The 22,864-nt window shown below is 66.1% G+C and carries 16 protein-coding genes and 1 pseudogene; 8 read left to right on the top strand and 9 right to left on the bottom strand.

The features are described from left to right. Positions 1–21: 21 nt before the first annotated feature. Both ACFYPC_RS03040 and ACFYPC_RS03035 read right to left on the bottom strand, forming a co-directional pair. A complete protein-coding gene (locus ACFYPC_RS03040) occupies positions 22–2,736 on the bottom strand; it encodes a tetratricopeptide repeat protein (RefSeq protein ID WP_388670045.1) in 2,715 nt (904 codons plus the stop codon). 695 nt (positions 2,737–3,431) lie between these two features. Beyond that, entirely contained in the window at positions 3,432–3,800 is a 369-nt protein-coding gene (locus ACFYPC_RS03035) for a hypothetical protein (RefSeq protein WP_388669702.1), read from the bottom strand. A gap of 1,181 nt (positions 3,801–4,981) precedes the next feature. Between ACFYPC_RS03035 and ACFYPC_RS03030 the strand changes: the two genes are divergently transcribed. The 3 genes from ACFYPC_RS03030 (at position 4,982) to ACFYPC_RS03020 (ending at position 7,190) form a co-directional block, all read left to right on the top strand. After that, positions 4,982–5,245, top strand: a complete 264-nt coding sequence (locus ACFYPC_RS03030) for a CopG family transcriptional regulator (protein ID WP_388669699.1) — start codon at positions 4,982–4,984, stop codon at positions 5,243–5,245. Beyond that, positions 5,242–5,658: a type II toxin-antitoxin system VapC family toxin gene (locus ACFYPC_RS03025; protein WP_388669696.1), complete on the top strand. Its 417-nt coding sequence runs from the start codon at positions 5,242–5,244 to the stop codon at positions 5,656–5,658. The genes ACFYPC_RS03030 and ACFYPC_RS03025 overlap by 4 nt, the downstream gene beginning before the upstream one ends. A 110-nt stretch (positions 5,659–5,768) precedes the next feature. Beyond that, entirely contained in the window at positions 5,769–7,190 is a 1,422-nt protein-coding gene (locus ACFYPC_RS03020; RefSeq protein ID WP_388669693.1) for a hypothetical protein, read from the top strand. Positions 7,191–7,861: 671 nt separating this feature from the next. On the opposite strand, the gene ACFYPC_RS03015 is transcribed toward ACFYPC_RS03020, so the two are convergent. The 7 genes from ACFYPC_RS03015 to ACFYPC_RS02985 form a co-directional block, all read right to left on the bottom strand. Further along, a protein-coding gene (locus ACFYPC_RS03015; protein ID WP_388669691.1) for an IS5 family transposase occupies positions 7,862–8,670 on the bottom strand; the annotation gives its coding sequence in 2 pieces (ribosomal slippage) (positions 7,862–8,323 and positions 8,326–8,670; 807 coding nt in all). 110 nt (positions 8,671–8,780) lie between these two features. Next, positions 8,781–9,299, bottom strand: coding sequence for an adenylyltransferase/cytidyltransferase family protein (locus ACFYPC_RS03010; RefSeq protein WP_388669688.1), 519 nt, complete (start codon positions 9,297–9,299; stop codon positions 8,781–8,783). A 5-nt stretch (positions 9,300–9,304) separates the two neighbouring features. After that, entirely contained in the window at positions 9,305–10,090 is a 786-nt protein-coding gene (locus tag ACFYPC_RS03005) for a class I SAM-dependent methyltransferase (RefSeq protein ID WP_388669685.1), read from the bottom strand. Between the two features lie 22 nt (positions 10,091–10,112). After that, entirely contained in the window at positions 10,113–11,345 is a 1,233-nt protein-coding gene (locus tag ACFYPC_RS03000; RefSeq protein ID WP_388669683.1) for a hypothetical protein, read from the bottom strand. A gap of 8 nt (positions 11,346–11,353) precedes the next feature. Continuing rightward, on the bottom strand, positions 11,354–12,169 hold the full coding sequence (locus tag ACFYPC_RS02995; protein ID WP_388669680.1) for a hypothetical protein: 816 nt from the start codon (positions 12,167–12,169) through the stop codon (positions 11,354–11,356). A 37-nt stretch (positions 12,170–12,206) separates the two neighbouring features. Continuing rightward, the gene (gene selD / locus ACFYPC_RS02990) at positions 12,207–13,268 is read right to left on the bottom strand and encodes a selenide, water dikinase SelD (protein WP_388669677.1); all 1,062 of its coding nucleotides are present in this window, start codon (positions 13,266–13,268) and stop codon (positions 12,207–12,209) included. A gap of 683 nt (positions 13,269–13,951) precedes the next feature. After that, positions 13,952–15,001, bottom strand: coding sequence for a hypothetical protein (locus ACFYPC_RS02985; RefSeq protein ID WP_388669674.1), 1,050 nt, complete (start codon positions 14,999–15,001; stop codon positions 13,952–13,954). A 663-nt stretch (positions 15,002–15,664) separates the two neighbouring features. Between ACFYPC_RS02985 and ACFYPC_RS02980 the strand changes: the two genes are divergently transcribed. The 5 genes and pseudogenes from ACFYPC_RS02980 (at position 15,665) to ACFYPC_RS02960 (ending at position 22,668) form a co-directional block, all read left to right on the top strand. After that, a complete protein-coding gene (locus ACFYPC_RS02980; protein ID WP_388669671.1) occupies positions 15,665–16,336 on the top strand; it encodes a class I SAM-dependent methyltransferase in 672 nt (223 codons plus the stop codon). A 262-nt stretch (positions 16,337–16,598) separates the two neighbouring features. Then, a pseudogene (locus tag ACFYPC_RS02975) lies at positions 16,599–17,061 on the top strand (DNA-binding protein). Between the two features lie 535 nt (positions 17,062–17,596). After that, entirely contained in the window at positions 17,597–18,538 is a 942-nt protein-coding gene (locus tag ACFYPC_RS02970) for an ABC transporter ATP-binding protein (RefSeq protein WP_388669668.1), read from the top strand. Further along, on the top strand, positions 18,535–19,911 hold the full coding sequence (locus ACFYPC_RS02965) for an ABC transporter permease (protein WP_388669665.1): 1,377 nt from the start codon (positions 18,535–18,537) through the stop codon (positions 19,909–19,911). Before ACFYPC_RS02970 ends, ACFYPC_RS02965 begins: the two co-directional genes overlap by 4 nt. Before the next feature lie 6 nt (positions 19,912–19,917). Then, the gene (locus tag ACFYPC_RS02960; protein ID WP_388669662.1) at positions 19,918–22,668 is read left to right on the top strand and encodes an alkaline phosphatase family protein; all 2,751 of its coding nucleotides are present in this window, start codon (positions 19,918–19,920) and stop codon (positions 22,666–22,668) included. Positions 22,669–22,864 lie beyond the last annotated feature (196 nt).

Raw genomic sequence — 22,864 nt, 5'->3', positions numbered from 1 at the left:
TCCTCCCTTGGGGACTCGCTGTCACGGCAGGCACCTCAACTGCTCGACAGCCGTGTCGAGGTCACTCTCACCCAGTTCTCCCAGCAGGACCTGAGCCCGCTCGATCGCCTCCTCAGCCTCCCGAGGCCGACCGGCACCACAGAGCGCTTCCGCGAGCCAGACCAGCGTCCTGGCCTCCCGACTTCCATAGTTCAGCGACTGGTAGAGGTCGCGGGCACGCTCGAAGTCCATGACGGCGGCCTCGTACTCCGCCAGTGCCACCCGGATCCGGCCCAGGCTGAACAACACATGTGCCCGACCATTTACGTCATCCGTAGTGTCCAGCAGGGTCAGTGACCGCAGGCAGTGCTCCACGCCCTCGTCGTACTGGCCCAAGTCGTAGCAGGCACTTCCAATACCGTTAAGGGCGGCTCCGCTACCCAAGGGATCGCCAAGTCGTTCGAAGGCAGACAAGGCAGCCGTGAAGTGCTCCAGCGCCTCACTCGGTGCGCCGTTCTCTCGCAGCAGAACGCCTAGAACGTAACGCCCCATGGCAACACCCGGAACGTCTCCGTCGTCCTCGCTCACCCGTACCGCCCTGCGCAGTTCTTGCGTCGCCTGGGCCAAATTCCCGAGGCCGCGATAAGTACCGGCAAGCATCCGGTGAACCATAGCCACATCCGCCGGACCGGCCTCCCGCCTCGCAGCCTCGAGAGCGCTAGTCAGGTACTTGAGCGCATCCAAATTGCGCCCAGAGCGCCACTGGAAGGTCACCAGGGCCATCGACAGCAACCATGTGTAACGGTCGAGTCCACGATTCTCGGCAAGCCTGACCGCAGCAGTCAGCGTCGAGTACTCGTTCTCGAACCAGGACATCGCATCCGCCGCGCAAGTCGGAGCCACGACTTCGACGTCCCGTGGTTCGCCAATCGGCAGTCGGCGGCCAGGATCCAGCTTCCGGTCACAAACCCAGGCGTTGTGCAGCAGGAAGTGCAGCACTCGCTCCACCACCCGGGCTCGCTCGGCTTCGTCCTGCCGATCCGCCAGTTCGCCGGCATAGACACGGACCAGGTCGTGCAGAAAGTAGCGCTCAAAGGTCGGCTCAGTCACAAGGCTCATCCGCATCAGGTCATCCATGGCGTTACTGACGCCGACGGCGTCGTCCGATTCGAGCGCCCGCAGCGCCGCCCAACTGACCGTCGGCCCCGGGTGAACCGCCATCTGCCAAAGGAGCCTGGCCGCCGGCTCCGACAGCAGCCTGTGGGACGCTTCCAGCGACAGGCGAACGCTCAGGTTCTCCGAGCCCATGTCAAGGGAACGCAGTCTGGTGCTCTCCTGTCGCAATTCGCGGACCACGCCTGCGAGCGCCGCAGGTGGGCGTTGCGCAATTCGGGCGGCCATGATCCCGAGCGCCAGCGGCACCCCGCCGCAGTGCTCGACCAGGTCGTCGACGAACGGGATGGCCATGCGCATCCGGTCTTCACCCAGCCGTGTCCTCAACAGTTCGGTCGCTTCCTGCCGATCCAGCGGAGGGAGGTCTACCAGTTCCGCTCCCTCCCGGATCGCCAGCCCATGTAAGTGACGACGACTGGTGACGATCGCCGCGCTCGCCCCGAGTCCGGGAAGCAGCAGGCGGACATGCTCCTCATCACGCGCGTTGTCCAGGATGAGCAGGACTGCGCGGTCCGCAAGGGCGGTCCTGTAAGCGGAGACCATGCCGTCCATCGTCGGGGTCGAGGGCCGCACTCCAAGATCGTTCAGGAGCCTGGCAAGGACGGGGCCGTGCCGCTCCGGCTCTCTTGGCGAGAATCCACCGAGGTCGACGTAGAGGATCCCGTCCGGGAAGCTCTGCTCGACCCGGGCGGCCGCCCGCACAGCGAGGAAGGTCTTCCCGACACCGGGCATGCCGGTAAACACGACAACCTTGCTCCGCCCAGCCGTATGTCCCAGGAGAGTCTCCGTTAGTCGGCCGATCTGAGGCTGACGGCCGATCAGTTCGACCGACTGTGACGGAAGCTGCCGGGGCTTCGCACGGGTCGACGCCGATGGGTTGCCAGCCGCTGCCGTCCCTGCTTCTTCTGCCTCGCCAGCGAGCAGCAAGTGAACGGTGGACCGACCAAACTGGCGCTCCCAGCGGGCGAGCAGCGGCTCAATCTGGTCATGCCTGCCGAGCGTGCGCAGGGCACGCACCTTGAGTTCGAGTAGCGTCTCGCTCTCCGGCCAGCGGGTCAGCGCGGAGCTGGCCCGGTCGAGCGCGGCAGGCGCCTGACCGCACTCCAATTCGGCGAGGACACATGCCACCATCGCCTCCTTCAGCTCGGTGATGAGTTCGCCGCGTTTTCGTCCAAAGCCTTCTTCCGGCATGTCTTCCAAGGGTGTTCCCCGCCACTCACCGAGAGCTGATCTGAGCGCCTTGAGACGCACAGACGTGCTCCCTGCGGTATCTGCAGCGCGGCAGAATTCATGGAAGCGAACGTAGTCGACACTCAACGGATCAGCCTGAATCTGGCAGTACCCTCGCTCGTTCTGCTGGGTGATATCTGGCAACGATTGCCGCAATTGATGAAAACACTGGCGAATTCGATTAGCGTTCGCCTCCTCACCCGGCCACAGGTGGCGCATAACGCTAACGTGCGAGGCACGATGACCGGGCGCCATGAGTAGAACAGCGAGGAGTTCGAGAGCCTTCGCCGACTTCATCCTGACCGGCAGCCCCGCCCGCAGCGCAACCACCGGTCCCAGTACTCGAAATTCCATGATCGCCAACCCTTGTTTCCCCACGACTCACGCCACCATCGGCCAAATCGGCCGACACGAGAAAGCATGCCACGGAGCATCGGACACCCATTAACGTTCAGCTAACGCATACTGCTTGGCGATTGCTCGGCCGATCTGCCACGCTGCAATCATCCTCCCCAGCCATTCCGACGGATCGTCGGAATGCTTCGGGGTTTGTGCAGCAGGGCACAATGACGCCCGAATCCCAAAGGCACCTTAAGGGCGCAAAACGACCCATTAGGTAACGGAACCCAAGGAGAAAGCCATGAAGTCCATGCACCGGCCGCACGTCCAGCGCGGCACCAGCCGCCCCTCATCAAGGCGAAGGGTCAAAGCAACGGTGCCACCTCGCCGCCGTCGGAGGCCCCGCCCGACGCCACAGCCCGCTCCCGAGCCGACCTCGGCTGCAAGGGGCGGTCGACTTTGGAAGCCGGTTCGTCCGACAGCTCAACGGGCCTACGAGGTCGAACTGTTCACCGAAATCGACTAGGTAAATAGCAGGTCAGGGGCCTGATTCGCGACGGATGGTCAGGCTCCTGACTGGGCATGGAACGCCCTGCAGGCTCCAATTCTGCGGCGAGTCGGATGCGTCGGCACCCCACGGTTCGAAGACACATAAGCAATTCGCTACCGCCGACGACATCCGAAATGCCACCCGAAGCAGGCTTGCAGGCTTATTCGTACTCGCACAACAGCCTGTCGATGCGCTGGTTGGCGATCGTCTGGCGTCCATACAGGCACTTGGCGTAGCTGGTCATAAGGACCTCGACGCTGTTGCCTGCGCGTTCGGCGACCTCGGTGGGATCGACGCCGGCGTTGAGCCAGGTGGACAGAGCCGAGTGCCGCAGGTCATAAGGACGGCCTGCGAGCAGCGAGCGCACCAGGTCGGGCGAAAGAGCAAGTTCACGGGCCTCGTGCCAGGCACGATCGTAGGCGCTGGACCCGACAACGCCGCCGCGCTCGTTGAAGAACAGCCGCCCGTCGTCCGCCGTGCCGAATGTGTCGATGCTCTCCCGCCAGAGCGACACCAGTTCGGGCGGCATCGGTACGGGCCGGGTGTCGTCAGCCGGACGGCCCTTGAGACCGCGCTCGTCGTGGGCTCTTCCAGTGCCGGTCCACCGCCTGCCTGCCTGCCTGCCTGCGGCAGTGTGCGACGCACGGTCACCTGACCCCAGCCCTCCGCGGGCAGCACGCAGTTGGGCAAAGACACCCCGACCGCTTCGGCGGGGCGCAGCCCGGCGTAGTACATCCCGGCGAACAGTCCGACCAGCCGCCGTCCACGAGCCCGCCGGTAACTGCCGACGTAGGAGACCGCGCGCAGCAGGGAACGCGCCTGACCTGGGTTGGCGACCACCCGTGGGTCGACCTGGTGGACGGTCTCAGCCACGCTCCATTTGATGGGAGCAAGTGGGTCGGCGGGCAACTTGCGCTGCTCGACGGCGTACCGAACCGCATTGACCAGGACCTTGTGCTTGTGCCGCTGCGTCTCGGCCGCCGCCACCGCGCCATCCTGCTTGAGCCGCAGGGCTGTCAACACCGACCGCATCACGGCCGGATCCATCAGATCGGCCAGCGGACGTGAGGCTCCCGCCACCCAGCGCAGGGCCAGCCGGACATCCGCCGGCATCTGGCACGGCTCCGGGCATGGGACGACGAACGCCCAGCCCCGCATCGCCCGCCGCAGCAGTTCATCGCTCGGACGGCCCCGCACGTCCCGGAGCATCGCCCGGGTGATCGCGCACAGCGCATCGTTGGTCTCATCCCGGGTCTTCGCCGCGATCAGCGGCCACCTCATCTCCATGTACTCCAGAGCAAAGGCGTACCAGCTGACCCCAGCCGCGCGACCCTGTGGCGAGCCACGGCTGATCCCCGCAGGGGACTCATCCGCAGCGCCTCGCCGAACGGAACGGAGGAGCGCCGCGCCGAGGTCATCGGCCAGCGCCCTGATATCCGTCGCACCCGCTGTGCGGCGAACGGCCACGGCCCTGCTTCCACGTCTCTTGCCGGGGACGCCGCGCGCCTGAGATTTCGAGTTCCTCATGACGTCCACCACCCTTCTGTTCAGGTGAACGTCCTGGATGCCCACATAAAGCCTCGGCAGCAACGACGCCGCTGCGCTCCCCTCTGCGCACCCCAGACAAGGCTGGAGCCATCCGCAGCGAGCGACTCAACGGCTTCGCTGTGCCAGCCCCACTCGGGGAGGATCGGAGGTAGGATGAGTAGCATGAGTGACCCTACCAGAAAGTACTCAATCACCATGCCTCGCGACATCGCCGAGGCTGCCAGGGCCCGCAGCGGCCCTTCGGGCCTGTCTGCCTACGTCGCCGCCGCCGTCGCGCGCCAGATCGAGCGGGACAATCTCAACGAGCTCATCCAGGTCGCCGAGGCCGAGCACGGGCCCATCACCGACGAAGAGATCCAGGCCCTGCGCGACCAGCTCCACCAGGCCCGCCAGCAGCAAACGCAAGGCGGGGCGAACGCCGCGTGACCCGCCCCTCCCCCGCTACCCCCGGCGGCACCCTCGTCCTCGACAGCGAAGGGCTGGCGAAGGCCGTCCTTCGCGACCGCACCGTCACCGGTTGGCTCGCCCTCGCTCGCGCCGACGACCTGCGGGTGATCACTTCCGCGGCCACCCTCGTGGAAGTGGTCCACCCCCGGATCAACCGCCCGGCCCTGGAGTGGACCCTCTCCCGCCTCGTCATCGAACCGGTCACCGAACCCATCGCCCTCCACGCCGCCGTCCTCCTCGCCGACGCCGGCCTGCACGGCCACAAATACGCCATCGACGCCATGCTCGGCGCCACCGCCCTCGCAGCCCCCGGTCCGGCGACGGTTCTCACCTCGGACCCCGAGGACCTAACCGCCCTGTGCGGTTCTCGCATCACTGTCATCAAGGTCTAGCATCGGCCCTGCGGTACCGATCCCCTTCGGCGCTCCCCACCGCAGGGCCGCCAACCGCGGAGTCATTCCAATCTGGGCCATGGCCGCAGCCACCGGGATAAGGTCCGAGCGTGGCCTTTATAGTGACTCTGAGCTCGAACGAACTCGACGCCAACCAGGGCAAGTTCAGAATTGAGCAGCGCCTGACCAAGTCCCGCCCAAAGAGCTTGAACATCGACGCAGCTCTCGACGGACCGCCCATCGTGCTCTTGATCGGTGAGGCCCCCGCCCAGTCCGGCCGCGACCGGTCACGTTGGCTCGCATGGATAGGTATCGTGGCTCGTCATGGCACCGTGGGAGCCGTCGACAAAAGCATTACCGTCGATCCACTCCGCGAGTGCCTGGAGACCGTTCCGCTCGACGGTCTCGACGGCATACTCAACGGCATACCAGCGCCCCTGCGACAAGAGTTCGACCGCGCTTCACTGCTGGGCACAGTCGGCGCATGCAGCAACGCCGTATGGCAATCGTTGGAAAGCGCGCTACGCGCGAGGTGGCCCGGGCTTGGCCCTCTCCTTGACTGGCTGATAGCCCAAGCCGACCCGCCTGTCTTCGGAAACAGCCCTGCCGACCAGTCATGGCAAGAGCAGCGCGACGCGACAGGCAGCCTGCTGCGCATCGCGGACTTCCCTCTCTCCGCGCTTGCCGCTTGGCAGCGCCCGCCGTCAGGAGACGCTCCGTACACGGCCGGGCTGATTCCACAGCCCGTGGAGCACAGCCTCATCGACTACGACGTCCGCGTCGCTGGCGAGGCGTTCGGGATGTTCAGCGAATGGCAGCAGGGAAACACGGTCCGCTGCGACATTCACGTACTCCAAGACGCATCAGGACGGCGGCTCGAGGTAGTCAACGTCAATGCCACGCCTGTGGAGTCGCGCCTCGGCACTGACATGCTCTACTACCACGAGCCGACCAAGAGCTTCGTTTTCGTCCAGTACAAGCGAATCGATCCGGACACTCGCTCGATCTACGTGGATGCACGCCTGAGAAGCCAACTCGACCGCCTCGAAGAAACAGCCAAGCTGAGCAGTCCTCCGGCACAGCCGAGCGAATGGCGTCTCGGCAATGACCCGTGCTTTGTGAAACTCGCCTATTGGCCGCAGAGCGCAGACAGGCGGCCGACTCAAGGGCTGGCCCCGGGCATGTATCTGCCTGTCTCGTACATCCGGCTCCTGCTCGATGACGACTGCACGCGTGGGAAGCGAGCGGGCAGCACCGCGCGGATGCTCGGATACGACCAGGTCGAACGTCACCTCACTGGAACCCAGTTCATTGACTTGGTCAAGCACGGGCTCACCGGAACCGTCGGAACCACCAGGGAACAGCTGCATGCCTTGGTCAAGCAGCGTGTCAACGCCGGGCACAGCGTTGTCTTGGCTACGGAATCCAGCGAAGAGTCAGTGCGCGCCCGCCAGGCACGTACGCGCGATCGGGGCGCCAAACGCCGGACCTACCTTCACCGCACCTACAAGCAAAACCCGCCGAACAGCTGACAGCCTCCCGCACCGCTCCCGCACGGGACGCCGAGGGGAACGTCCAAGGAACGAAGGCTCGGCAACACTTCCCGAAGGCCACATCCATGGGACATTGAGATACATATAGAGCATTTCATCCTCGCGGGACATGCGCGGGATCGCGAGGCTGATTAACTGTCAGTTATGCGCGTGACCTGCATAAACGCTTGGGACTGCCGCGGCCTCCGGAGCCGTGTGCGCAGGTTCGAATCCTGCCGGGGGCACTCGCCGAAGATCAGCAGAAACTACGTGCTGACCTGGGCGGATGCCGACAGAAGAGGGCGGGAGTCAGTCTCACTGACTCCCGCCCTCTCTCGTTGTTTCGCAGCGTTCCCGAGTGAGGAGCGAGTGAGTAAGTAGCGGCAGCTAGCCCTCGTGCTCGGCGCAGGCGCCACGGCCGCTATCAGCGTCGATCCTCTCAACGGCTCCCCGAAAGCTCCGCCTGGCCGACATCACCGTCACCATAATGACCACCATGCCCTCGACCCAGCAGACGGAACTCTCCAGCGCCCTCTACCACTTTCGCTTGGGAGAGAGCGAAATCGCTTCGCTCCTCAGCATAGCCACCGAGGGAATACAGGCGCCTGAAATATCAGTTTCTACTCTGATCGATAATATTCGGTTCAGCGAAGAGTCGCTTAGAGGTCATCTCATTTGGTGAGTCTGCGGTAGCAGATCAGGGTGCAGGCGAGGCTGGCGAAGGCCAGGAAGTGGTCGGCTTTCCGTTCGTAGCGGCGGTGCAGGCGTCGGCATCCGGCGAGCCAGGCCATGGTGCGTTCGATGGTCCAGCGGTGGCGGCCGAGTCGTTGCGAGGTCTCGATGCCCTTGCGGGCGATGCGGTGCCGGATACCACGGCTGGATAACCATCGCCGCAGGTGGTTGTAGTCGTAACCCTTGTCGGCGTGGAGTTTGTGGGGCCTGCGCCGCCGGCGTCCCCGGCGGGAGCGGATCGGCGGTATGCCCTTCACCAGTGGGATCAGGGCCTGGCTGTCGTGCGTGTTGGCGCCCGAGATACCGATGGACAGGGGCAGGCCGGTCCGCTCCGTGATCAAGTGGATCTTTGACCCGTACTTGCCCCGGTCTACAGGATTCGGGCCTGTCAGCTCCCCCTTTTCAGGGCCCGCATGTTGACCGAGTCGATCGCGCATCGGGACCAGTCCAGCTCCCCGCGGGATCCGAGTTCGTCGAGGACCAGGCGGTGGAGTTTGGCCCACACTCGGGCCTTCGTCCACTCGGTGAATCGTCGGTGTGCCGTCGCGCCGGACGGCCCGAACGACGCGGCCGGCAACTGCTGCCACGTGCAACCTGACGTCGCCACGAAGACGATTGCGGCCAGTACTTCGCGGTCGCCGTGCCGACGCCGACCACCACCCTGGGGCCGCGACGGCGCCTCCGACACAACTCGCTGGAACAGCTCCCACAACTCGTCCGGCACCAGCCGCTCAACGTGAAGACCCACATTAGTGACTTCCTTGCCAAGCTCGACGCTCGCGCCCGCGTCCAGGCTGTGGTCTCTGACCGACTCGGGCCTCGCACGGCCCGCGGCCTCCATACGAGGCACATGGCAGGTCAGCTCCTCAGCGAACAGATCAGCTCCGCGGTGCCGGAGGGCACCAGATGGTCCCAAGGGAGGGACATACGCCAGCGGCGGCGTACCTCCGTCCCGGTCACGAGTTTCGCCGTTCTCTGCCAGAGCACCAGGACCTCGTATCCGGCGGCCTCGGCCAGAGTCTGCTTCTCACGCCCCCAGGCGTCGTAGACGGTGAGCGCTACGACGTCACAGTCACCGAGGGAGGACCGCAGTGTGGCGGGCGACCGCAGGTCGCACGGCACGATACGCGGACGCAGATGGGGAGTCAGCCGCGCCAGACTGGTCGAAACCATGGCAGACCTCTGCTCGAAGGTGAATGGATTCGCCTCCCCGGTGGAGCGGTTCGGGTCGACTCCCGTGTGCCGGGTGCGCTCCGGTGATGGGTTGGTGATGCCCACGGCGAGCCGGGGGTGGTGCCGAGCGGCCTCCGTCACGTACTCGAAGTGACCCCAGTGAAAGGGCTGGAAGCGTCCGATGACGGCGACCTCCGGCACCATGCCTCCTATTCCGCCACGGCCAGGGCGAACAGCCAGTCCACATTGCCGGATGACCGCGGTTCGACGGCCTCCTCCATCTGGACGACGGAAAGGGAATGCCGTTCCAGGAGCTGCCTCAAGGAAGCCGCCGTGAACAGCTGGAAGAACCTTCCGCCGAGGCCTTCCCCTGTGTCGATGACATTCACGCCCGTGCCGGACTTGACGAGCACATACAGCACTCCGCCGGGGGCGAGGACGCGCCGGAATCCGGCCACGGCCTCGTCCGCTCCCAGATCGTGCGACACCAGAGGTAGATGGTGGAGGGTGGCGTGGACGCGGATGCAGTGAAAGCGGCCGTCCTCGACGGCGCTGAGGTCACGCATGTCCGTGACCATCACCCCGTCCGGGCCGATGCGCCCCTCGTCCTGGGCACGACGCAGATACCGTACGAACCCGTCGGCGTTCTCCAGGGCGACGGGTTCAATGTCAGGCTCCTCGGCGAAGCGCAGCACGTCCCTCCCGTAGCCTGCACCCACGTCGAGCATCCGCCACCGCGTGGCGCCGCCCACTGGCAGGCTGCTGTCGGCGATCCTCGAACGCACCCGCTCCAGCAGGGTCGTGGTCAGGTACTCGTCCCACTTCCAGGGCGCGGCCTCGCGTGCCTGCTCGTAGGACGCGCTCTGCTCCGTGTACGCCGCCGCGGTTGCCCGGACGACCTCGTCAACTGCCGCCGCCACGACATCTCTGCCTAGAACGCCGGGATCCATCTGGTCCTGCTCGATCACCCGGATGGCGTCCTGCAGGCTGTCCATAGTCTCTCTCTTTCAGTCGGGCTCAGGTGTGGGCTCGTGAGAGGGCTGCCGCGCCCAGTGCAGCCGACAGGCTGACGTCGCCGGCCGGGTCGAGAAGCGTGATGCCGGACGGAAGCAGAGCGAGTTCGTGCCGTACGAGTTCCGTGAACTTCTGACGGTAGGGCAGTTGTCGGAGATTCCTGCCGCTCAGCACCAGGTCGACCGGCGACCAGAGACAACTCACGAAGTGCGCTGTCTCCGCGACGGTGCGAGCCGCCGAGCGTGCCAGTCGCGTGGCCACAGGATCACCCTGCACGGCCGCCAGGCAGTAGTCCTCGAAGTCAGCCCGCGGCCGGTCAGTGAGCAGTCTGAAGGTCTCCGACACGCAGCCAGCCCCGAGGGCATCGCGTGCCGTGCCGTGGAGACCGACCATGGGATGGGCGAAACGCTCGGGTGGCACGGTCCTGGGCAGGCACTTCGACAGTTGCATCGGCAGAGCCGACACCTCATGCGCCCCCAGGGCTAGCCCAGAGGCGAACGACGTGCCGAGTTTGAGGACGAGCAGCGGGCGGTCCCGTCCGCCGGGTCGGGCGAGGGCCTCCGCGGCCGCGACGGCCTCCCCATCGTTCCAACTGTGGACCGGGCAGCCAAGTGCCTTGGTCAGCACGGAGTCGAGCTCGCCCGTGTCCAGGAGGCCGACGACTTCGCCGCCGCCTTCCGTAACGATCGACATCGCGCGCAGGCCGACTCGTGTGCGGGGCGCCGACCAGGCGATGCCCACGCCACGGATATCGTGGGTGAGTTCGTCACCGGTCAGCATCTCAAGGAACGATCGGAACGAGATGCCGAACAGCGAGGACTGCCGCCCCGAGCCCAGTCGCTTCTCCCGGCTGTCGACGACCTCGCCGCGGTGGATGCGGACCAGCCGGAGATAGTGGCCGCCGATGTTGATCCCGAGCAGGGGAGCCGCATCCCCTTCTCCTCCGAACGGACGGAAGCCGTGCACGGGCGTGGGCAGCAGCCGGGAAGGCGCGCCGTCGGTCAGTTCAACGGGTTCACCCGCCGCCCGGTGCCACCAGGCACGCCAACTGCCCGTGGGGTCAAGCCGTTCGAGTGCCTCACTCACCTGGCTCCGCTTCGACGCTGGCGTGATCGCGATCTCTCCTGCGCCCTGGACGTTGACCAGGTTCACCAGGTCCCTGGCGGCCTCCGCCGGTGGTCCGTTGACGGCGAGGGACGCATAACGTCCAGTGATCCGCTGTCCTATCGCTTCCACATGACGTCCTAGGGAACGGCTTGGATGGTCTCGGCGTGGTCCCACAAGTAATTGAATGAGGCCTTCAGCATGCGGTAGCCATGGGAGCCCGAACGAAAAAGAATCATCGGCAGTCTCACCGGTGCTTCTGGCGCGAGGATGTTGGGCGAGAAGAATGCGACATTGGGAAAGATTACGACGGTGCAGTACGGGGCTGGCATGAATCGGCGAAGCGTGATGTAGGACCCTGTAGTGGCGCAGACATTCAGCACGGTGGCGATCGTAGAGTCAGCGTCCCGCTCGGTCTGGGGCTTCTGTCCCGGAGCCAGATTGGGCTCTTCGATCGATGTCCTCTCTCGCACTGCCGGGCTGTCGGAATGCTCGATCAATGCCTGCATTCGGACAGCACCGTTCGCGTTCCGCAGCATCCGCTCGATGTCTCGGTAGAATGGACCCAGCGGGTTGAAGAAAACGCGCAGAGTCGGCCCCATAATGTATATCTCACCGCTTTGGTGCGATAAGAACTCCTCGGAGAGTCGCGTCTGCGCGTTGTCCGCATTCGTATTGAATTCTCGGTCCTTGTAGACCCGGGTGATGCCAGCGTCGGACAACTCGTTGAAGAGGCGCCACACCTCGTCCCCGAGCCACCGCTCCCTCAGCTTGTCGTACGCGAAGGAAACCAGGATGGGAAAAAGTACGGCAGAGCCAAGTGATTGGAGTGTCACGGAAACGATGGTCCACACCATTCCCTTGGTGGCAACCGAAACGGCGATGCCGGTCGTGAACACGAGCAGACCCGCCACGGCGGCAATGACGAGTATCCGGCGAGGAGCCCCTACGTTCATGTGAGGTCGGCCTCCGCGATTGCTGCATCGGTCATGCCTATGCCCTCACATGGACGGCTCCGGGCCGTCCTGCCGTCACTGAGCCGATGACCGCTGCGAACTGCCGCTCCTTCGCGCAGGCGGTGAGAAAACGCTCGGCGACGTCCGGCGCCGCGGCAAGCAGGAGCCCTCCGGAGGTCTGCGGGTCGCTCAGAAGAAAACGCACAGACAACGGCGTCCGCCCCCAGTCGATCTCCTCTTCGAGTTCGAAGTAGGTGCGCTCCGCGCTGTTCGGTACGACACCGTGCTCCTCCAGCAGTCGTTCAGCCGAGGGCAGCGCTGGGACACGCTTCATATCGATCTCAGCCGCGCACCCCGATGCGCTGAGCATGTTGTGCAGATGCCCGATGAGGCCGTATCCGGTGACATCGGTGGCGGCGCGCACACCGGCCGATACGGCCAGTTCGGCGGACATCTGGTTCGACGACGTCATGACCGCTTCGGCTGCCGAGGCGGCTTCCAGGCCGACCACTCCCGCTTTCACTGCGGCCAGCACGATTCCGGTACCAAGCGGTTTTGTGAGAATGAGCAGATGCCCAGGTTGGGCGTTGCGAATCAGCATCACATCGCCGGGTTTCGCAATCCCGACGACGGCGAGCCCGAACAGCGGCGTGGGAGAGATGATCGTGTGCCCGCCGAGCAGCACTGCCGAGGCCTGAGAAAGGGCCTCGATTGCAGCCCGGGTGAGTGCCAGCATGGGCGCTTTGCCGATGCCATCGGGCCAGCCGAGAACACTCAGGGCGAGAAGTGGGGTCGCCCCCATGGCGAAAATGTCCGAGAGGGCGTTAAGCGCCGCGACACGACCCCAGGTAGCAGCATCCGAAGAGACCGGCGTCCCGAAATCCACGGTGACGGCCAGCAACCGGTCGGGCGCGATTTCGTACAGCGCTGCGTCATCCCGGGACCGGCCGTCGGTATGCACACGACGCGTGGCATTGAGCGTCCCGACCATCTCGTCCACAGCGGTCATGAAACCGCTCAGCCTCTGCAGGGGAACCTTGCAGCCACATCCTGCCGCGGGAGAAAGCCCCAGTAAGTCGATCGGTCTTGCTTCTGTCACAACTCTCCCCGCCCCCCACCCGGTCCCGGACCCTCACGGTCTGCGATCTGGCTGGGACAGGATGGCACAGGGACGACCTCCGACGTAAGTTCTCACCAAAAAGTGGGAGTTGCTCCATTCATGATCTTTTCAACGGGCCGTCACATCCCCACAAACGCGCTCCAGCGCCAGCATTTTCCAGCGGTCCTCGGATTTGAGGTCCCCGGCGCCGCCAGGCGCCGCCGCATTCCCGCGTCTGAGAAGGACCAGCGGATGGTGGGCCCGTGCGGCTGTGCCCCTGGCCTTGGTGAAGGCGAGGACGTCCTGGTGGCGGGGCTCGGTAGACGCAATTGAGCGGCGCAGGTCTCCAGAGGGCGTCTGGTTTCGGGCGGCTACCGGCACGGGTCCGGTGACGGCTGCCAGTGGGGCCGATGTGGGGTGGAGTTGCCACATGCACGCGCAAGCGCTGGTCGGGCTGTGCTGGCCGCGCGGTCTGTAAATCTGCCGACTCGGCCTGCCCGCAGAGCCTGGTCCGCGAGAACAGTGCGAGAGGAGTGCGTGAAGCGCCGGTTTGCGCCGACGTCCGGCAGCTACCTCGCAGGTCAGAGCGGCGATGCCCCCCCTCGCCGAGCATGCTCTCCGGAGCCTTTGGGGACGAATCACCGCTTCGATGGTGGCCTTGCCACCACTCCGCGACTACGGCTCTATGGATGCCCAGTCGTCGCCAGCTGAGACGTTACGACGGCTAGATGGTGCGACGTTGCCCAGGCGCGCCACTCGGTGCCCCCACCGGCCTTCAGTCGCCTCCGTTGAGCGCATTCCTGAAGTCGAGCGTCCCCCCACGACGTAGCGGCTCCGGTGACAGGCCAGTAGGGCGAGTTGACCAGGTCCTGGCTGAGGGTGAAGAAGTCATCGTTGCCCGGCCTGACGCGCGGATATACGAAGACCTGCCACTCGGCCGCCGTGGTGTATCGCATGTTGGGATCTGGGGTCCCACGGCTCTTGGGCAGGATGCGGGGATACGTCACGCCGAAGTCCCCGAATTCAGGTTGCTGACTTGGCCACTTCTCGGCGACCGCCTGCCACAATCGCGCGTCCTCCCTGACGACAGGAGTTGCTCCGCCCCGCTTGAATCCCTTCAGGTTGACCGGGAAGGCGCCAGCCGCCACGCAGAGACGCCTCCATGGCCAGCATGAGAGACGCCTCAGGGCTTCAGTGGTCGCTTCGGCCAGGGCTTCCCGGGCCCGATCCGAGTGCACTGGACCGGCATCAAGCAGCAAGTCGACTTCCTCTGGAGCCAGCTGTACCGCTCGGAGCACGTCCTGTATCTCGTCTGCACAGGGGAGCGGATCGTTCAGGCTCTTCGTCGTAGATACCCGCAGGCATGCTCCCTGTCGGTGGCCGGCGGACACTGCTGCTACTTCAGCCAACACTTCGTCAGTATCGGAACACCTGAAGACCGGACACATGGCAACACCGCGGAGCCCCAGAGACTCCCCAACCCGCGCCATGGGCCCACCCGCGTCCCCTCTGAGCACGCGAACTGGGGGCAACGCACCACAGTCAACCGTGAGGACCATGCTGTCTGGCACGTTCTCCATCGCGTGATCGCAGAAGGTCTCCAGCAAGTCCCGGAGCTCAAAGTCCGGCACGATCTCCATCACTGGGCGGAGCTGAGCCTGCACCTCCGCTGTGACGTGTCCAAGCGCCAGAAACTCCCCCGCCTTGCCCTTCAAAATCGGAACGTAGGCCACCAGCCCCCCCCAAGCGCTCCCCACACTCAGCCAGTTGTCGTGCCCACCGCTCTTGACAGGGTGACCGGGCAAATCAATGGCAGGTAGAGCGCTGTTCTCGCCACGAGGCTCAAAGTTGAGGGCCGAAGGAAGTCACGCGAGCCACGTACCGTGCCGGGAGGGCTCCGCGGAGCCTCCCCGAGTGAGTGGCGAGTGAACGCTCCTGATCCAGGCTCGGCCGGTCGCGTTCTTGCAGTTCAGGGGGCCGCACCGGGACAGGTACGGCGTGCCCTCCGGAGCCGTGTGCGCAGGTTCGAATCCTGCCGGGGGCACCCTGTATGAGGTGCCCGAAGACCCCGCCGTCAGCGCTGTAGCTGAGGACGGGGTCTTGGCGTATCTACAAGCCGTGTGCAGCCGAGGCAGCGGTCAGTGCTCGCGTAGATCGATCGCGTAGGGGTGACGTAATGGTCTTGAGGGGCCTTCCGGCATGTCCTTTGGCAGCCGAGTTGGGCCGGTGCGGTGTTCTGGCCCGGGGCGGCTAGGTTGGATGTCGAATGATCAGTCCCGTCTGTTGCCTCTGCTCGTCCGCGCCGGAGTCCGCTTCGAACCTGGGCACCTCGTCGAACGCCCCAAGACCGTGGCAGCGTGATCAGTCTTCCGAAGACGCCGATGGAGGTACCTGCCGTGTCCGACCTCGACAGTCAGACCGACTACTGGGACGCGGCCGCGGGCACGAAGCGGTTCACGCACCCGCTGCACATGCCGTGGCTGGACGACGTCAGCCGGAGTGCCGAAATTCTCGACTACGGCTGCGGATACGGCCGGACCATGAACGTCCTCGAACAGCAGGGCTTCGGCAACCTGTGCGGCGTCGACGCTTCGCCAGGGATGATCGCCGAGGCCCGCCGTGTGCACCCCGGCATGCGCTTCGCGGTGCTGGACACGCCGCCAACACTGGCCTTGCCTGACGAGAGCGTCGATGCGGTCCTGCTCTTCGCGGTGCTGACCTGCATTCCCGGAGACGACGCGCAACGACGGCTGATCGGTGAGCTGAGCCGTGTCCTCAAGCCAGGCGGACTGCTGTACCTCAGCGACCTTCTTCTGCAGGACGACCAGCGCAATCGCGACCGCTATGCCAGTTTCGCCGAACAATACGGAACCTACGGAGTGTTCAGGACCGATGACGGCGCAGTCTGCCGCCACCACGCGCACGACTGGTTCAGCTCTTTGCTCGCCGGATTCGATTCCCTCAACACCCGACACATCACCGTTTCCACCATGAACGGCCATGAGTCAGCAGGGATTCAGATCCTGGCCCGTAAGCCGACTCCGCACCACCACGCTCCCACCCACTGACACCGCGGCCGGGATACGGGCGCAACCGGCGGGTCGCCGACCGTACCCGGGTCACTGCCACCGGCCGGCAGCCCCGTCGGTGAGGGCACTCGGCATCCCCAGTCCTTCGCCCCGTACGACCAGGTCCACTGGCAACGAAAACGGAACGACTGGGTTCGCTGTCAAACGCCTCCATTTGATGACGGCGGACACGGCAGGTCAGCGGCTGACTCTCGGCACTCTTGTCCTGTCCCGTCGAAAGAACCCGAGCCAAACGGTGAATATCCTCGCCGAGCCACCCACCACCGGCCACCAGCCCGCCGTCCCCGGCGGCACCCTGGTCCTCGATGGTGAAGGGGCGGCCAAGGCCGGCCATCCTGCGCGACCGCACCGTCACCGGCTGGCTCGCCCTCGCCCACGCCCGCGCCCGTGTCCGTGTCCGCGTCGACGGCCTGCGCGTAGTGACCTCTGCGGCAGCTCTTGTCGAAGTCGTCGATCTTCGGATCAACCGACCGGCCCTGGAGTGGACGCTGTCCCGACTTGTCGTCGAACCGGTTACCGAGGCCATCACCCGCCACGCGGCCGCTCTCCTCGCCGACGCCGGACTGCACGGCCACAGGCACGCCGTCGACGCCATGCTCAGCGCCACCGCCCTGGCCGCCCACGCCCCCGTCACCGTGCTGACATGGGGCCCGGAGGAGCACAGCGCACTGTGCGGTGGACGTGGCACCGTCATCAAGATCTAACCCGAACGGCCGTTCGTGGCACGAGTCCCGCCCCAACGGCCCGCCGTACCGCCGTACCGCCCCTGCACTCGGCCCCTCCGACGCGGCCGCACGACCCTGCTCCGACACCGGCACACAGGCCAACACTCCCGGCAATCAACTGGATTTCGGGCAGCGGTTATTGCTCTTGCCGTACGGCTGCGAGGCCGCGTGGGCGGTTCGGTCTCGCTAAAAGGTGACACAGGGTGACCACCCTTGCCCCGGTGGCTGACTTCTCGTCAACCCGCCCGCCGCGCCCCTCCGTCCATGCGGACGGGTTACTTCTCAGTCAACCCTCCAGTAGCCAATATCGTTCGCGATCGCAACTCCTGAATTCGCTCCGGCGCCTTTGATCAAGGAATCGCAAAGTTCGCTGGTTGAAGCGTGGGCGACTCCGGCCCGGTGACAACGTCGCGAACGCCAAGTCGCTTCGTGTTAGATCAACATTCAACTAGTGGTCCCTGTGAGCAACATGGGCAATCTCTATGGTCCTTGAGGCTCTTGAAGGAAGGGACTCATGGAACAGATCCACGCAATCCGGGCTCGCGGCATCACTAAGAGTTTCGGTGACGTCGTCGCCCTCGACGGCATCGACCTCGATGTGACGCAAGGGCACATCCACGGCCTGGTCGGACCGAACGGCGCCGGGAAGACGACCTTGCTCGGTCTTCTGCTGGGGCTCGCGGTTGCCGACAGCGGTCGCCTCGAGGTCCTGGGGGTGCCGGTCGGGCGGGCACTCGACGCTGCCGACGGTGTCGCCGGCTTCGTGGACGGTCCCGCTCTCTACCCCTCGCTGACCCCGCGACAGAACCTCACCGCGCTGGCCGCCCTCCGCGGCCACGACGCGCGCACGGCGGGTATCGACGACGTACTCGCCGAGGTCGGCCTCACCGGCGTCGCCGACGACCGCACCCGCGGCTTCTCCCTCGGCATGCGCCAGCGGCTCGGACTCGCCGCAGCCCTGCTGACCAAGCCCCGGCTGCTCGTGCTCGACGAACCCTCCAACGGCCTTGATCCGGCGGGCAAGAAGCACGTGCACGGTGTCCTCACCCGGCTCGCAGCCGACGGAACCGCCGTCCTCCTGTCGAGCCACAACATGGACGACCTCGAGGCGCTGTGCTCCGAGGTGACCATCGTCGCCACCGGACGCGTTGTCTTCTCCGGCCCGCTGAACAAGCTGGCCACCGACAATCGTGAACTCGACTACCGGCTGCTCACCTCCGACCCGCGGGCCGCCCACCGGGTGGCCGACGAGGTCCCCGGGGTCCGGGTCGTCGACGACGCCGGGGTACGCCAGGACGCCGAACTGCTCGTCGTACGCGCCCTGGTGCCCGCTCTGGACGACCTCGTGGTGCGGCTCGTGGAGGAGGGCGTCGCGCTGCGCGGACTCACTCCCGTGGTGTCGCCGCTCGAAGCCGCGTTCCTCGCCCTCACCGAGCAGCAGGAGGCCGGCCGATGACCGCGACCCTCACCCCGAGCCCGGAACAGGAACACGAGCCGGTGACCCGGGGCCGTCGTATCCCCGTCACCCGCGCCTGTCGTTTCGAGCTCGTCAAGCTCGTCTCCCAGTGGCGGATCCGCCTGCTGGTCCTCGCCTGCTGGATCGTTCCTGCTCTCTTCGTCGCCGGCGTGAGCCGGCAGAGCACGCTTCCCGTGGACACCCTCTTCGGGCGCTGGATGCACGCCTCCGGCTGGGCCGGCCCGCTGGTCATGCTCGGTTTCGCGGGCACCTGGGCGCTCCCGCTGCTGACCTCGGTCGTGGCCGGTGACGTGTTCGCCTCCGAGGACCGGCTCGGCACCTGGCGCCAACTGCTCGTGGCGGTCCGCTCACCTCGGCGGATCTTCGTGGCGAAGGTGGCCGCCAGCCTCACCGTCCTGCTGCTGCTCGTGGCCGGCCTCGCCGTCTCCAGCACGGCCGGCGGCCTCCTGGCGGTCGGCAACCAGCCGCTGGTCGGCCTCGACGGCCATCTCCTGGCACCGTCCGACGCCGCCGTCCAGGTCCTGTTCTCCTGGATCTGCGTCCTCGCCCCGACCCTGGCACTCGCCGCACTCGGCTTCCTCGGCTCGGTCACCCTGGGCCGCTCCCCCATGGGGCTGCTGGTGCCCGTACTCGTGTCACTCGCGATGGCCGTCGCCCAGATGCTGCCGCTGCCCGTGGCCGTCCGTGTCGCCCTGCCCAGCTACGCCTTCATCTCCTGGAACGGTCTGTTCACCAGCCCGCAGCAACTCGCCCCGCTGCTGATCGGCATCGCCGTCAGCCTCGTGTGGGCCGCGGCCGCCACGGCGCTGGCCTATGTCCTCTTCGTACGGCGCGAATTCACCAACCTGAGCCACGACGGTTCGGGCCGCCGCGCCATCACCGTCGGAGTCCTGCCGCTCGTCGGGGTCGCCGCCGTGTCGTTCGCTGTCGTCGCCGCGACGACCTCGGCAACAAGCTCCGGGATCCAGCAGGACAAGGTGCAGCGTTCGGTCGCCACGGCGTTCGCGCACCTGTACCGCATGCAGACCGACGAACTCCACCGACCCGCCGTCACCGAGGCCCAGTTGAAGGCCACGGCGGCGTGCAGCAAGGGCCACGTCCAGGACAGCGCAGAAGGGCCGGGCAACGACTGGCGCTGCGTCGTCTCGTGGCATCTCCCCGGCGTCCAGACCACTGGTCAGGCCATCTACCAACTGGACGTCACCTCAGACGGGCGGTTCGTCGCCGATGGCGACGGACCGAAGGAAGTGAACGGCTACTTCCTGTTGCGGACCCCCGATGGGGACGCACCGAACCCCATGTGGCAGTTCGACGGGAACGTCGACCTGCTCGGTACCACCTCGAAGGGATAAGTCTCCATGCAGGTAATTCGGCAGCGCCAGGTCAGCCAGAAGGGTCAGTTCCACGTCCTCGGCAGACGAGTCGGGCGCCGGTCGCTCATGGTGACGGCGGGCATCGCGGTCGCCCTCGGCGTCACGGGCACGGCCGTAGCCTCCACGGCCAAGTTCGGCACTGAGCAGGTCGGCCAGGTCACCGACCACGGCACGGTCCTCTCCGACGGCCAGTACATCAACCCCTATGGTGACCGCACCGTCATCAACAGCGGCAAGATCATGTCGTCGGTCGTCAGCCCTGACGGCAAGCACCTGGCCGCCTCGGTCACCGACGGCGACGCCGCCCTGGTGATCATGGACCTGTCCACCGGCAAGATCGCGCAGAAGATCGGCACCAACGCCGCCGACAACCTGCGCATCAGCAGCAGCACCGTGGGCCAGGAAGGCCCGACCTACTCGCCCGACGGCACGTCGCTGTGGCTGGGGCAGGCGACCGGCTACACCAAGTTCACCGTCAACGCCGACGGCACCCTGGCCAACCCGGTCGCCGTGAACATCCCGACGGTGAGCGGCCACCAGGCCCTCGTGGGCGCCGCGGTGTTCTCCGCCGACGGCTCCACCGTGTACGGCGCGGTCAACGGCCAGAACAAGGTCGTCGCCATCGACGCCGCCACCGGCACCATCAAGACGACCTGGACCACCGGCACCGCCCCGCGTGGCCTGGCCCTGGTCGGCGGCAAGCTGTACGTCTCCAACGAGGGCGGTCGCCCGGCCAGGGCCGGCGAGACCACCATCAACTCCTACGGCACCCAGGTCCCGGCCAACGGTGACACCGGCGCCTCCACCACCGGCACCGTCAGCGTCATCGACACCGCCGACGCGTCCGCCGCCGTGGGCACCATCGACGTCGGTCTGCACCCGACCGCCGTGTACGCGAAGAACGGCGTGCTGTTCGTCACCAACACCTTCGACAACAGCGTCTCCGTCATCGACAGCAAGACGGACAAGGTCGTCCAGACCATCTCCACCCAGCCGTGGGCCGAGTCCTCGGACGGCTACCAGCCCAACGCCGTCACCCTCACCGACGACGGCCGTCTGCTGGTGACCCTGGGCCGCGCCAACGCCGTCGCGGTCTACCGCTACTCGGGTGCGGCGACGCCCGCCCGCTATGTCGGCCTGCTCCCGACGGACTACTTCCCCTCGGAGATCGCCCAGGTCGATGGGAAGATCGTCGTCTCCAACACCCGTGGTATAGACGCCCGCCGTAACCCCTCCAACCACGGCACCCACGACACCACCTCCAGCCTGACCACGTTCACCCTGCCGAGCGACGACGAGATCAAGTCGTACACGCCCAAGGTGTTCCAGATGAACGGCTGGAGCGGCGACTCGCTCAAGCTGTCCGAGAACAACGGCAAGGTGCCCGCGGTGCCGGTCCCGGCGCGTCTCGGCGACCCCTCGACGATCAAGCACGTCTTCTACCTCGTCAAGGAGAACCGCACCTACGACCAGCTCTACGGCGACATCCCGCAGGGCAACGGCGACCCCTCGCTGACCACGTTCGGCGAGAACGTCACGCCCAACCAGCACGCGCTGGCCAAGCAGTTCGGCCTGTACGACAACTTCTACGACATGGCCACGAACTCCGCCGAGGGCCACAACTGGCTGAACCAGGCGGACAACCCGGAGTACACCGAGTCCTCCGCCGGTGAGTACACGCGCTCCTACGACACCGAGGACGACGTCCTCGGCCACCAGAAGTCCGGCTTCATCTGGACCGGTGCCAAGGCGGCCGGAAAGTCCGTCAAAAACTTCGGCGAGTTCCAGACGCTGGAGGAGAAGCCGTCGGGTGCGAGCTGGCAGAACCTGTACTGCGACAGCAAGGACATGGCCGCGACCGGCTCGCCGTCCAAGTACCCCATCAAGACGGGCTCGGCGATCCCCTCGCTCAACGACGTCTCGGTGCAGGGCTTCCCGAAGTTCGACACCAGCGTGCCGGACGTCTACAAGGAGCAGGTCTGGGAGCAGGACTTCAAGAAGAACGGTCCCGCGAACCTGAACATGTTCTGGTACTCCAACGACCACACCGGTGGCCCGGCGAACTCCGCCGCCCAGGTCGCGGACAACGACCTCGCGGTCGGCCGCATGGTCGACACGATCACGCACAGCAAGTACTGGAAGGACTCGGCGATCTTCATCGTCGAGGACGACTCCCAGGCCGGCAAGGACCACGTCGACGGCCACCGCGCGCCGGTCCAGATCATCAGCCCGTACGCCAACCACGGCACGGTCGACAGCCACTACTACTCGCAGGTCACGATGGTCCGCACCATCGAGCAGATCCTCGGCATCCACCCGATGAACCAGATGGACACCGCGGCCACCCCGATGGCCGGCGCGTTCACGAACAAGCCCGACTTCACGCCGTTCAACACCGTGGCCAACCGGACCTCGCTGACCCTCGGCGTGAGCCCGGCCCCGTCCTGTGGTGTGGACACCCCCGCCCCGCAGAACCCTGCGGCCGCCGCCGCGCCCACCTCGGTGGCGGTCCCGGCGCCGCAGCAGCCGCTGGCGGACGAGTGGAAGAGCTGGCTCTCCAAGCAGCGTCTGACCGGCGACAACGCCGTGCCGGACTACGCCAACAACGAGCAGATGGACCGCTACACCTGGTACGACACCCACAACTTCAACAAGCCCTACCCGGGTGACAAGAAGATGTACGCACCCAAGGACGTCCCCGGCGCCAACCTCCCGTCGGCCGAGAACGACGGCTGACGCGGTAGGCCGGTCGGCATAGCCCGACCGTCGTCAGATGGCCCCTGGCCGGCATCCGCCGACCAGGGGCCATCTGCGTTTTCCACACGCCTCCTCCGAAGCGGTGTGCGCAGATACGTCACGACCCCGCCATCAGCACTGTCGCTGAGGACAGGGTCGTGACGTATCTGCAACCCGTGCAGGCGAAGGCCGCCGA

It is taken from the genome of Streptomyces sp. NPDC005808 (genome assembly GCF_042871385.1).
Classification (GTDB): domain Bacteria; phylum Actinomycetota; class Actinomycetes; order Streptomycetales; family Streptomycetaceae; genus Streptomyces.
Note: the sequence above shows the minus strand (reverse complement) of the source record. Positions and strands in the feature narration are given on the sequence as shown.